9 protein-coding genes are annotated in these 12098 nt (G+C 64.4%); 4 read left to right on the top strand and 5 right to left on the bottom strand.

The window, feature by feature from the left end; all coding sequences use genetic code 11:
• Positions 1-96: 96 nt before the first annotated feature.
• The 4 genes from PSEMO_RS31150 to PSEMO_RS31135 all read right to left on the bottom strand — a co-directional run bounded on the left by PSEMO_RS31150 (position 97) and on the right by PSEMO_RS31135 (position 5316).
• The gene (locus tag PSEMO_RS31150) at positions 97-984 is read right to left on the bottom strand and encodes an alpha/beta hydrolase (protein ID WP_075806697.1); all 888 of its coding nucleotides are present in this window, start codon (positions 982-984) and stop codon (positions 97-99) included.
• Positions 984-3212, bottom strand: a complete 2229-nt coding sequence (locus PSEMO_RS31145; protein ID WP_075806696.1) for a TonB-dependent siderophore receptor — start codon at positions 3210-3212, stop codon at positions 984-986. The genes PSEMO_RS31150 and PSEMO_RS31145 overlap by 1 nt, the downstream gene beginning before the upstream one ends.
• Before the next feature lie 74 nt (positions 3213-3286).
• The gene (locus PSEMO_RS31140) at positions 3287-4633 is read right to left on the bottom strand and encodes a HAMP domain-containing sensor histidine kinase (protein ID WP_075806695.1); all 1347 of its coding nucleotides are present in this window, start codon (positions 4631-4633) and stop codon (positions 3287-3289) included.
• Positions 4633-5316: a response regulator transcription factor gene (locus tag PSEMO_RS31135; RefSeq protein ID WP_075806725.1), complete on the bottom strand. Its 684-nt coding sequence runs from the start codon at positions 5314-5316 to the stop codon at positions 4633-4635. The genes PSEMO_RS31140 and PSEMO_RS31135 overlap by 1 nt, the downstream gene beginning before the upstream one ends.
• A gap of 481 nt (positions 5317-5797) precedes the next feature.
• Here PSEMO_RS31135 and PSEMO_RS31130 point away from each other — a divergent pair, with 481 nt between their 5' ends.
• From PSEMO_RS31130 to PSEMO_RS31115, 4 genes are all read left to right on the top strand, one after another.
• Positions 5798-6409: a glutathione S-transferase family protein gene (locus tag PSEMO_RS31130; protein ID WP_075806694.1), complete on the top strand. Its 612-nt coding sequence runs from the start codon at positions 5798-5800 to the stop codon at positions 6407-6409.
• 33 nt (positions 6410-6442) lie between these two features.
• A complete protein-coding gene (locus PSEMO_RS31125) occupies positions 6443-8476 on the top strand; it encodes a 2Fe-2S iron-sulfur cluster-binding protein (protein ID WP_075806693.1) in 2034 nt (677 codons plus the stop codon).
• A 15-nt stretch (positions 8477-8491) separates the two neighbouring features.
• On the top strand, positions 8492-8956 hold the full coding sequence (locus tag PSEMO_RS31120; protein ID WP_075806692.1) for a nuclear transport factor 2 family protein: 465 nt from the start codon (positions 8492-8494) through the stop codon (positions 8954-8956).
• 104 nt (positions 8957-9060) lie between these two features.
• A complete protein-coding gene (locus tag PSEMO_RS31115) occupies positions 9061-9951 on the top strand; it encodes a LysR family transcriptional regulator (RefSeq protein ID WP_075806691.1) in 891 nt (296 codons plus the stop codon).
• A gap of 237 nt (positions 9952-10188) precedes the next feature.
• On the opposite strand, the gene PSEMO_RS31110 is transcribed toward PSEMO_RS31115, so the two are convergent.
• A complete protein-coding gene (locus tag PSEMO_RS31110) occupies positions 10189-12039 on the bottom strand; it encodes an amidohydrolase (RefSeq protein ID WP_075806690.1) in 1851 nt (616 codons plus the stop codon).
• Between the last annotated feature and the right edge of the window lie 59 nt (positions 12040-12098).

Genomic DNA, 12098 nt, shown 5'->3' with positions numbered 1-12098 from the left:
ATCGCTGGCAAGCCAGCTCCCACAGGGTCTGCGGCGCTAGCAAAACCCTGTGGGAGCTGGCTTGCCAGCGATGAGGCCATCAGCAACACCACAAGGCTATCTGTGAGACATCCCCTCGATCACCCGATGCAACGACGCCGGCAGCATCGGCCCATGGTTCAGCCCTTCGAAGCGCTGATAACTCACCTCCAGCCCCGGCACCTGCTGCAACTGCGCCACCAGTGCCCGCGCCGGCCCTTCGTTATCGCCACCACTCGGCCCCCGCGGCTGCGCCGGCTCGGCAGTCCCGCGCATCAGCAACAACCGTGGCCGGGCCTCACCCAGACGCCCCGCCAAACCCTCAGCCTCGGCCACGATGGCCCCGTCCCGCCACCACAACGACGGACTCGCCGCCGCGTAGTCACTGAACGCCCCCGGCCGGGTAAACAGCGCATGCAACACCGCCACCCCACCATAGGAATGCCCCCATAGGGTCTGGCGGTTGCCGTCGATGGGCGCGACCTGCGCCACCATCGGCTGCATGCGCCCGATCAGCAGATCGAGAAACGCATCCACCCCGCCACTGGGCTGCCCGGTCAGCGGATCGACCTGGGCCTCCAGCCCCGGCACCACCGGCGTGTAGTCCCGGGTCCGGCCATTACGGTCGATACGCTGTTCAGTCCGGTACCCCACCGCCACCAGCAACGGGGCCTGCCCACCTGCCAGCTTCTCCAGCTCGGCAGGCTCCAGCGCACTCAGCGCGGCATTGCCATCGAGCATCCACAACACCGGATACCCGGCCGCAGGCGCCGGCCGGGCCGGCTTGCCGACCCACAACCGGTAATGCCGCTGGCCATCCACAGAGTCCAGATCCAGGGTGCTGAAGCCGTAGGCCGCGTCCTGCGCCTGCAACACCGCAGCCTGCATCTTCTGCTCCGGCTCCGGCTGTGCCAGCGCACAGCCGGTCACCAGCAGCAAACCCAGAAACAACGGCGACAGCTTCATCAGAACGACGCAGTCAGGCTGGTGTAGAAGGTCCGGCCCGGCTCGTTGTAGGTGGCCGCACCCGCGCCGTCGATATTGTTCACGCCCTGGGCATTGCCCTCGCGGAACAGGCGCTTGTCGAACAGGTTGTCGACCCCGGTGGTCAGGCTCAGGTTCTTGGTAAAGGCGTAGGTCCCGCTCAGGCCGACCAGCGCATACGGCGACAACTGGTTGTTGGCGCTCCCGGTCACCCGGTCACCGTGATAGTCATATTTCTTCGGCGTCTGCTTGCCGTACCAGGCGACGCTGGCCTGCAGCGACAGGTCCTGGGTGGCCTGCCAGTCGAGCATCGAGTTGAGGGTGTACTTCGGCGTCACCGAGAGGGTCTCGCCGGTTTCCTTGTTCTTCGATTGCAGCATCCAGGTGAAGTTGTTGTTCCACTTCAGTTGCTCGGTCAGCGGGATGGTCAGGGTGCCTTCCAGACCCTCGACCAGCGCCTTCGGCACGTTCTCCCACTGGTAGATCGCCGCATTGGCGTAGCTGCCGCTGCCACCGGTGGCGCGACCGATCGGGCTCATGCCGGACTCGATCTTGTTCTTGTAGTCGTTGCGGAAGTAGGTCAGACCCGCGACCCAGCCATCCTGCTGGAACTCGATCCCCAGTTCCTTGTTGACGCTGGTCTCGGCCTTGAGGTCGTCGTTGCCTTGCAGGTAGCAGCTGGTGCTCTGGCCATAGCAGCCCTGGCCGCGGCTATATAGCAGGTAGTCGGAATTCAGCTGGTACAGGTTCGGCGCCTTGTAGGCCCGGGCGATACCGGCTTTCAGGGTGATGGTGTCGGTCAGCGCGTGGGACAGGTTGAGCGACGGACTCCAGTTATCGCCGACCACGCTGTGATGGTCGAAGCGCAGCGCCGGGGTCAGCATGGTGCCCGGCATCAGTTCGATATTGTCCTCGGCGAACAGCGAGAAGATCTGCGCCTGGGAACCGGTGTCCCGACCCGTACCACTCAGCCCGCTGACCGCACCGCCTTCGGTGGTGGTCTGGGTGTTGGCGCTCGGGTCGTCGAGTTTCTGCTGGCTCCACTCGCTGCCCAGGGTCAGGGTCTGGTCGCGCAGGGCATGCAGCGGCAGGTTGACTTCGCCGTGGGCGGTCAGGTCGCGCAGGGTCGAGGTGTAGAAGTCGCTGTTGCTGAAGATACCTTCGGTGCCGCCGGCCAGACCCTCGTTGATCCGCTGGTTGCGGGTCTTCTCGTATTGCAGGTAGGCCATGGTGCTGCCGAAGTCCCAGTCGCCGCGATGGGTCAGCGCATAGTTCTCGCGGTAGAGGATGTTGGTCTCGTGACCGAGCATGCTCTTCACGTTGGCATTGGAGTTGGTGTTCTGGGTGTCGCCGGTATAGATGTTGCCCTGGCGGCTGAAGCCCGCTTCCAGTTCAAGGGTCTGTTCCGGGGTCAGGTGCCAGCTCAGCTGGCCGTTGACGTCCTTGTTGCGCACGCCCTCGCGACCTGCCGGCAGGGTGCCGACCTGGTTGCCGCTGCGGGTGGATTCATGCCCGGCGTTGATGTCCCAGTCGTCAGCATCGGTCTTGGCCACATTGCCGTAGACCCGGTAGCTCAGGGTGTCGGTCAGCGGGCCGTTGAGGCCGAAGGTCATGCGCTTGCTGGTGCCTTCGTCGCTGTGGGTCGGGAAGTTCTGGTACACGGTCATGTTGCCGTGGGTCTCGGCCCCGGCCTGCTTGGTGATGATGTTCACCACCCCGCCCATGGCCCCGGAACCGTAGCGCGCGGCCGCCGGACCACGGATGACTTCGATGCGCTCGACCTGGTCGGCCGGCACCCAGTTGGTATCGCCACGGGAATCCCGCTCGCCACGCCAGCCGTAGCGCACCGAGCTGCGGCTGCTGACCGGCTTGCCATCGACCAGGATCAGGGTGTTTTCCGGGCCCATGCCACGGATATCGATCTGCCGGTTGTTACCGCGCTGGCCGCTGGTGGAGTTGCCGGTCAGGTTGACTCCCGGCATGGTGCGGATGATCTGCGACAGGTCGGTGGCCGGCGGACGCTTCTTGATGTCTTCGGCAGTGATCACCGAAACCCCGGGGGCCTGCTTGGTTTCTTCCAGTGCGGTGGCGACCACGTTCTGCGGCGCCAGCTCGACCACGTCGGACTCGTTGGCGGCCTGCACGGCGGTGGACAACAGGCAACTGGACAGCAGCAGGAAGGGAATGCGAGGGAAAGCGCGGGGCGACATCATCGATCTCCGGGACGGACGCTGAATGCAAGAGATCACGAATGATAATGACTGCTAATTGAGAGTAAAGCTCATTAACTTTCTAAACATTCCTCGTCGACGGGCAGTCGCAGGTGCAGGATCAGCCCAGGTTGGCCGTTGCTGGCCCAGAGCTGGCCGCCTTGCAGTTCGATGGCGCGGCGGGCGATGGCCAGGCCCAGGCCGAAACCGGCGCCGCTACCGGCCAGGCGCTGGTAGGGTTCGAAGATCCTTTGCAGATCTTCATCGGGCACGCCCGGTCCCTGGTCGCACAGCTGGAAATGCCAGAACTCGCCTTCGCGCTGTCCGCTGAAGGTCACCGTTGCGCCAGGTGGCGAATGGCGGATGGCGTTGCGCAGCAGGTTTTCCAGGGCCTGGGCCACGCTGTCCAGATGGCCGTGGATCCAGCAATCGGTGCTCAGGTCGCTGGGCAGGCGGGAACGTTCCCAGCCGCTCTCGAAGCAGCAGTCCTCGCACAAGGCTTCCCAGACCGAGAGCATCTGCACCGGTGCGCTGGGCAGTTGCGGCTTTTCCGTGTCCATCCAGGCCAGGTCGAGGGTGTCTTCCAGAAGGCGCTGCATATCGTCCACTTCCCGGTCCAGGCGCTGGCGTAACTGCTCGGGCGGCAGGCCACTGTCATGGGCGATACGCAGGCGTGCCAGCGGGGTGCGCAACTCGTGGGACAAGGTGCGCAGCAACAGGCGCTGTTGTTCCAGGCTGCGGCGCAGGCGTCCGGCCATATGTTCGAAAGCCTGGGCCAGTTCGCCAAGTTCGTCGCGGCGGTTTTGCAGCGGCAATCCGGGACTGTCCAGATCATCGGCCCGCAGGGCATCAGCGCGGTCGCGCAGGCGGTTGAGCGGCACTACCAGATGGCGGTACAGCAGCAAGCCGAGGAGCAAGGCGAGAATGGCGGGTGCCACACCATGGGTGACCACGTGGGTCCAGGGGGTCAGGCCGGTGGGTAGCAGGCGTTCCGGCAACTGTATGACCAGGCGCCCGCTCTCGGGATGCTCGGGGAACTCGATGCTGACGTAGGGCAGTTCATCCTGCAGGCGCTTGCTCATGGGCCAGTCGAGCTTGCGCATGAAGGTCAGGTGGCTGGCCTCCTCGGCGCTGAACGGCGTGGTGCCGAGGCTTTGCAGCCAGGGCCCGACCAGCGCCACCCAGGTGTCCTCCTCGCTCGCCAGTTTCTGCCGGTAGGCCTCGGCGCCCTCTGCCCCGCCTTCGCGCCAGGCCTGTTCGGCTTCCCCGGCGTAATGGGCCAGGTAGTCCTGATCCGCCGGACTGAGGAAGTAGGTGCTGCGCTCCACCGACAGGCCCCAGGTCCAGATCAGCCAGGTCAGCAGCAGGCAGAAGCCGACCAGCAGCAGCGCCAGCTTCCACAGCAAGGGATGACGGCGCATCAGGACGGCTCCGATTCCACCAGGATATAGCCCTGGCTGCGCACCGACTGGATCTGCAGATGCAGCGCACCGATGGCCGCCAGTTTGCGCCGCAGGTTGCACACGTGCACGTCGAGGCCACGGTCGAGGCGGGTGTAGGCGCGGTGCAGCACGGTCTGGTAGAGGAAGGCCTTGCTCAGCGCCTCGCCGGGATGGGCACGCAGGGTCGCCAGCAGGCGGTATTCAGAGCCGGTCAGGCCGGCATGGCGGCCTTGGTGCAGCACGTCCTGGCCGTCGTCGTCGAGGGTGGTCGTGGGCTTGTCGATGCGCCGCTGGTCCAGCGCCACGCGGCGCAGCAAGGCATCGACCCGGGCATCCAGCTCGGCCAGGCTGAAGGGCTTGGGCAGGTAATCGTCGGCGCCGCGGGTAAAGCCGCTGATGCGGTCCTGTTCGGCGCCGAGGGCGGACATCAGCATCACCGGCACCGTCTGCTCGCGGCGCAACTGGTCGAGCAGGGTCAGGCCGTCGATGCCCGGGAGCATGATGTCCAGGAGGATCAGGTCGAAGGTGTCCTGCGCCAGCACCGCCTGCGCCTCGCTGCCGTTCTCGCAGGCGTGCACGCTGAAGCCGCGGCGCTGGAAATGCTGCTGGAGGTCCTGGCGCAGGTTGAGGTCGTCTTCGGCGAGGAGAAGTCTGGGAGGCACGGGTGGGCTCGGGGTGGGAAGTGATTGCAATTGCGAATCATCCCACTTCATTGGGGAGCTGAGCAACGGCTCCTGTCATATGCGTGAGAGCCAGCGAGCGACGCGTACCCTGTGGGAGCGGGTTCACCCGCGATAGGGTAGTGAGCCCACCACCGTAATCGCTGGCAAGCCAGCTCCCACAGTGACCGTGTCGTGCCCAAGATTGATGGCTGGCAGTGAACCCTGTGGGAGCTGGCTTGCCAGCGATTGCGGTGGTGAATCCAACATCGTAATCGCGGCGATCCGGTGAACCCGCTCCCACAGGGTTCCCTTACATTGCCTGGTCATTACAAAAGAATGACGAGCTCGTCCATCGATTATTCCACCTGAAGCAATAAAGAACTGCCCAGAAAGCGTATTCCGCCGAAATCCATCCAGTTCCACACTGTGCACACGGATCGGGACTCACCCCGCCCCGCTCACTACAGTCAGGAGCCGGACCATGAAGATTCATCACCACCCCCTCTCGGGCCATGCCCATCGCGCCGTGCTGTTCGCTTCGCTGCTGGGCGTGCCCCATGAGCTGGTCGAAGTGGACCTGGCCGCCGGGGCGCACAAATCGCCAGCTTTCCTTGCCCTGAACCCCTTCGGGCAGATCCCGGTCCTGGAAGATGGCGAGACCGTGATCGCCGACTCCAACGCGATCCTCGTCTACCTCGCCAAGAAAGCGGGCCGCACCGATTGGCTGCCGGAAGATGCCCTCGGTGCTGCGCGAGTGCAGCGCTGGTTGTCGGTAGCTGCCGGTGAACTGGCCTACGGCGCCTGCGCCGCTCGCCTGATCACCGTGTTCAACGCCCGCTTCAACGCCGAGGAAGTGATTGCCCGTGCCCACGTCATGCTCGGGCATCTGGAACAGCACCTGGCCGATCGCCAATGGCTCGCCGCCGACCATCCGACCCTGGCCGACGTGGCGATCTACAGCTACGTGGCCCAGGCGCCGGAAGGCAATGTCGACCTGTCCGACTACCCCGCCGTCAACGCCTTCCTGCGCCGCTTCGAAGCGCTGCAGGGCTTCGTGCCCTTCACCCAGAGCCGCGCCGGCCTGAGGGCCTGATATCCACTGAAGCATTCCGCGGGAGCCACGAACATGGCCGCACACCTGAGCAAACTCTCCACCTGGCATGAAGGCGAGAAATTCATCCAGGAGAAAGTCGGCGTCGCCGAACGCATGGAAGGTGTCGGCCAGCGCGTGGTCCGGGATTTCATGCCCGACCAGCATCGTGAGTTCTACGCCCAGTTGCCGTTCATGGCGCTGGGCAGCGTGGATGCCGAAGGCGATGCCTGGGCGACGTTCCTTGAAGGCCAACCCGGCTTCATGCAATCGCCCTCGGCCACCACCCTCGATATTGCAGCGCGTCCGGACCCTGTGGATCCGGCCGCTCGCGGGATGTTCGAGGGTGCGCCGGTCGGGCTGCTCGGGATCGAACTGCATACCCGGCGGCGCAACCGCATGAACGGCGTACTCTCGCCGCTCGACAAGGGTTTTCGCGTCGAGGTGGACCAGAGCTTTGGCAACTGCCCGCGCTATATCCAGTTGCGCGACTTTTCCTTTGCCCGGGATCCGCAGGTTGCTGTCTCCGGGCAGCTTGAGGAGCTCGAGCAACTAGATGCGTCAGCCCGGAACCTGATCGTAGGTGCCGACGCGTTCTACGTCGCCACCTACGTCGACCGCGAGGAGCGCCGGCAAGTCGATGTGTCCCATCGTGGCGGCAAGCCGGGCTTCGTCCGCGTGGGCGAAGACGGTCTGCTGACCATCCCGGATTTCAACGGCAACCTGTTCTTCTCGACCCTGGGCAATATCCATCTCAACGGCAAGGCCGGGCTGCTGTTCGTCGACTACCAAAGCGGCGACGTGCTGCAGATGACCGGCGATGCCGATGTGGTTTTCGATTCGCCGGAAATTGCCGCCTTCCAGGGTGCCGAGCGGCTGTGGACCTTCCGTGCCCGGCGCATCGTGCGCCGGCCCGGCGGGCTCGCCTTGCGCTGGGCGTTCCAGCAGGACGGCGAGGCAGAAAGCGCGCTGATGACCGGCGACTGGCAGCAGGCCGGGGAACGCCTGCGCGCTGCCGAACTGGCTACGCAATGGCGGCGCTTCAAGGTGGCACGGGTGGTGCGCGAGAGCGCGGCCATCCACTCCTTCCATCTGGAACCGGAGGATGGCGCGGGCGTGCTGCCTCATCTGGCCGGACAGCACTTGCCGATCCGCGTGAGGATTGCAGGCGCGGACAAGCCGTTGATCCGCACCTACACCCTGTCCACCGCACCCTCCGATGGGTATTACCGCATCAGCGTGAAGCGCGATGGGTTGGTGTCCACCTGGCTGCATGAAAACCTGCGCGAGGGCGACACGCTGGAAGCCCGTGCACCGGCAGGTGACTTCACCCTTGATGCTACAAGCAGTCGCCCGGTGGTCCTGCTGGCCGGCGGTGTCGGCATTACCCCGATGCTGGCGATGGCCCGACACCTGGCCTTCGAGGGCCGGCGTATCCAGCGGATGCGGCCGGTCACGCTGTTCTACGCTGTGCGTTCGAAACAGGAGCGGGCCTTCGACCGCGAACTGGGCGAGTTGGGTATCAAGGTTGTGCGGGTACTCAGCGACACCCGCGATGCCGAGGAAAGCACCGATTACGACGCGGCAGGCCGGATCGACATGCCGCTGCTGGGTCGTCACCTGCCGTTCGGTGATTACGAGTTCTACCTGTGCGGTTCGCCGTCTTTCAGCCAGGGGCTTTACGACGGGTTGCGCAGTTATGGCGTGGCGGACGAGAGGATCCATGCCGAAGCCTTCGGGCCGGCATCGCTGAAGCGTTCCGGTGGTGAGCAGCCAAGCGCACCGGCCGGCCCGCCGCCCGCCACCACGTCGATACCGGTGACCTTCATCGATTCATTGAAAGAGGCCCGCTGGGAACCCGGCTCCGGCACCTTGCTGGAGCTGGCCGAGGCCCGCGGTCTGGACCCCGAATTCAGCTGCCGTGAAGGCCATTGCGGCACCTGCAAGACCCGCCTGCTCAAGGGTGCGGTCAGCTACCTCAAGGAACCCGCCGCCAGGGTTGGCGACGACGAAGTCCTGATCTGCTGCGCGGTCCCCGCCGGCCAGGACCCGATTCAACTTTCACTGTGACCCAGGAGATCTGCCATGTCCCGTCCACCACTGCCCCCGTTCACCGAACAGAGCGCCATCGAGAAAGTCCGCCTGGCCGAGGATGGCTGGAACAGCCGCGATGCCGCCAAGGTCGCCCTGGCCTACACCCTGGATACCCGCTGGCGCAATCGAGTCGAGTTCGTCAACAACCGCGCCGACGCCGAGGCCTTCCTCACCCGCAAATGGAACCGCGAACTGGAGTACCGCCTGATCAAGGAACTCTGGGCCTTCACCGGCAACCGCATCGCCGTGCGCTATGCCTATGAATACCGCGACGACAGCGGCCAGTGGTTCCGTGCCTATGGCAACGAGAACTGGGAATTCGCCGAGGACGGCCTGATGCGCGCCCGCCACGCGAGCATCAACGAACAGCCGATCCGTGAAGAAGAGCGCCGCTTCCATTGGCCGCTGGGCCGTCGTCCGGACGATCATCCGGGCCTGAGCCACTTCGGTTTCTGACACTGGAGCAGGAAATGGCACATAATCCCGGGCACCCCGACGGTGTCCCGGGCCTCACCGGAGACACTCAAGACACGCGACTGAACCGAAGGAAACACAGCGCAATGGATCGTTGGCTGGCAATGCGGGTGTTCGTCAAGGTGGCGGAAACCGAGAGCTTCGCCAAGACCGCCCGGGCGGTGCATATGAGCGCGCCGGCGGTGACGCGGATCATCGCCGCGCTGGAAGACTTGGTGGGTGCACGCCTGCTGGTGCGCACCACCCGCTCGGTCAAGACCACCGAGGCCGGGGCGCGCTATCTGGCCGATTGCCGGCGCATCCTTGGCGATATCGCCGAAGCCGAGGCGGCAGCGGCCGGGCATTACCGCGAGCCGTCCGGCACCCTCGCGATCACCGCGCCAATCCTTTTCGGGCAGTTGCATGTGCTGCCGATCATCACCGAATACCTCGACGCCTACCCGGGCATGCACGCGCGCACGCTGTTCATCGACCGCCAGGTGAATATCGTCGAGGAAGGTCTCGATGTGGCCGTGCGCATCGGGCATCTGCCGGATTCGGGGTTCACTGCGGTGCGGGTCGGGGCGGTACGGCATGTGATCTGTGCCGCGCCGGGCTACCTGGAGAAACGTGGTACACCGCAAACCCCCGTCGACTTGAAGGACCACCGCATCGTCGCCTCCAACAGTTCCTGGGCTTCGCCGGAATGGCGCTTTGCCGGAGGACAGCGGATCAGTATCGACCCGGTGTTGATGTGCAATACCAACCAGGCGGTAATCGATGCGGCGCGTTCGGGCTGGGGTTTGACCCGGGTGCTGCATTACCAGATCGGGCCGGCGTTGCAGGAGGGAGAGTTGCAGGTGGTGCTGGAGGATTTCGAGGAACCGCCGTTGCCCATTCACCTGGTGTATCCGGAGGGGCGGCAGGCGCCGGCGAAGGTGCGGGCGTTCGTGGATATGGCGGTGGAGCGGTTGCGGGGGGATCCGGTGTTTGGTTGAGCCTCTTTCCTGCGTCCGCCCCCAAACCCTGTAGGAGCTGGCTTGCCTGCGAAGGACCGCAGAGCGGTCCCAAAACCTGCCACACCCGACCTTCTGGATTAACACGATCTACCCTACGCGCCGAATATGAAACCGGACATGGCACGGAGCTCGTGCGGGATGGTTTTGGGACCGCTCTGCGGTCCATCGCAGGCAAGCCAGCTCCTACAGAGACCCTCTCAGCGGTCTGGTTACCAATCAGCTCTCATACACCTTGCGCCCACTCACCCAGGTCTGCTTCACCTCGATCCCGCGCATGCCGGCGGCATCGGGAGCGGTCCATTGCAACGGGTCCTTGGCCAGGATGACTAGGTCGGCCTGCTTGCCCGGCAGCAGCGAACCGACCTGATGGTCGAGATGGCATTGCCAGGCCGAATCGATGGTCACGGCACGCAGGGCCTGGTGCACGTCAAGACGCTCGTGCTTGTTGAGAATCCGCTTGTCCTCATCCGGCTCATCCACCACGGCTTCCATCACCCGGCCAATCGCCTGCTCCATGTAGCGCAGCGGACCGAACGGGGTGACGAAACGGTCGCTGTGCAGGCTGATGCGCAGGCCACCTTTCAACGCCGAGGCGCAGCGGTCGAGCATGTTCGCCCGGTCCTTGCCGAGGATGGTGTGCTGGAATGCCCGGCCCCAGTAGCCGACATGACCGATCAGGAAGCTCGGCGAAATTGCCATACGCTTCATCAGCGCAATGGCGTTGTCGTGCAACAGCGAGCAGTGTTCGATACGGTGGCGCTGCCCGGCCCAGGCCGGCACGCTGTTGAAAGGCGGCTCCGGCAGCGGGACCTTGTCGGTCGGCGGATTGGACAGGGCCAGCTGGTAGGCGGAAAGCACGTTGTCGATCGCTTCGTCGCCGTTGGCGTGGGTCAGGATCGGCCAGCCCTTGGCAGAGACATCAGCCATGACATTGGCCAGCTCGCGTACCGGGTTGTAGTTGAACAGGCCATAGGCGCCCACGCCCGGGACCTGGTGTTCGTGACAGCATTTGTAGGGCGCGCTCTGCAGCCCGGTCAGACCCTGGTTCGAGCCGTCGGCGATGAGTTTCATTGCGCGCAGCGTGAACAGCTCGTTGCCCTTGCTGTCCAGCTCGGGACTGTAGGACTTCAGCCAAGTCTTCAGATCGTCGGCGTCGCTGCCATACAAGGCTCCGCCTACCCGCAGCGTCAAGACATGGGTCTTGGCCAGCAGCCGCATCAGGCCGATTTCATATTCCTTGCCGACCAATCCGACGCTCGCATCGAACACCGTGGTGATTCCCCGCTTGTTCGCGTCACTGAAGACCTGCAGCAGGTTGCGGAAAAACTGGAACGGTCCCGGTTTAGGCAGCTTTGGGATCATCAAGGCCGATTGGGTTTCGGTAAGGACGCCATCCTTGTAATCCTTGTCGAGACCGGCCAGCTCCAGGGCCTTGGTGTTCGCATAGCTGATATGACCGGACGCATTGAGCAGGAAGATCTTCAGCTCGGGCAATTCAGGGTAGAGGCCATCAAGGATGGTCGCGTCGATGTCCTGCCACTCCGTCATCAACGAAGGATCGACACCGAAGCCGGTCACCCATTGCTCCTTTTCGGGCTTGCCTTTCACCGCCTCGGCGGCCTTCACGATCCCGGCCTTGACGTAAGCGATGCTGTACTCCCTGTTCAGGCTCTGGTCCTGAATGGGCGACAGATCGGTCCATCCGGTGATCAGCGCGGTGGACATCAGGTGCGCATGGGCATCGATCAAGCCGGGCAGCAAGGTTTCTTCCGGCTTCAGCGGGTGATCTACCGGTTTGTATGGCTGCATCGCCTTGCGCACATCGTCCAGCGCGCCACTCGCCTTGACCTCACCCTGAGCGATACCGATGGCCTCGACCTGCTGCCCCGGCCGCTCGGGATCAGGATAGATAGTGCCGCCGAAGAAAATCACCGCTTGCTGACCGCCATGGGGGGCCAGTGTCCCGGCCTCGGCGAGCAGGGCCTTCCAGGCGTCGGCAGCGTGCTCGAAGCGCGGCAGCATGTTGGGGGTACAGCAGGCACAGCCGAATTGCGGACTTTGCGACATGGTGATTCCTTTCAGTGTCTGAGGGGGTCTGTGGAATGTTTCCGTACGTGATCGCCAGG

This window comes from Pseudomonas putida (assembly GCF_001941965.1).
Classification (GTDB): domain Bacteria; phylum Pseudomonadota; class Gammaproteobacteria; order Pseudomonadales; family Pseudomonadaceae; genus Aquipseudomonas; species Aquipseudomonas putida_L.
This window is presented reverse-complemented; position numbering and strand designations above follow the sequence as displayed.

Coding starts and splice junctions, on each gene's coding strand:
- PSEMO_RS31150 (WP_075806697.1), bottom strand. CDS start 984: ATGAAGCTGTCGCCGTTGTTTCTGGGTTTGCTGCTGGTGACCGGCTGT.
- PSEMO_RS31145 (WP_075806696.1), bottom strand. CDS start 3,212: ATGTCGCCCCGCGCTTTCCCTCGCATTCCCTTCCTGCTGCTGTCCAGT.
- PSEMO_RS31140 (WP_075806695.1), bottom strand. CDS start 4,633: ATGCGCCGTCATCCCTTGCTGTGGAAGCTGGCGCTGCTGCTGGTCGGC.
- PSEMO_RS31130 (WP_075806694.1), top strand. CDS start 5,798: ATGAAGATTCATCACCACCCCCTCTCGGGCCATGCCCATCGCGCCGTG.
- PSEMO_RS31125 (WP_075806693.1), top strand. CDS start 6,443: ATGGCCGCACACCTGAGCAAACTCTCCACCTGGCATGAAGGCGAGAAA.
- PSEMO_RS31120 (WP_075806692.1), top strand. CDS start 8,492: ATGTCCCGTCCACCACTGCCCCCGTTCACCGAACAGAGCGCCATCGAG.
- PSEMO_RS31115 (WP_075806691.1), top strand. CDS start 9,061: ATGGATCGTTGGCTGGCAATGCGGGTGTTCGTCAAGGTGGCGGAAACC.
- PSEMO_RS31110 (WP_075806690.1), bottom strand. CDS start 12,039: ATGTCGCAAAGTCCGCAATTCGGCTGTGCCTGCTGTACCCCCAACATG.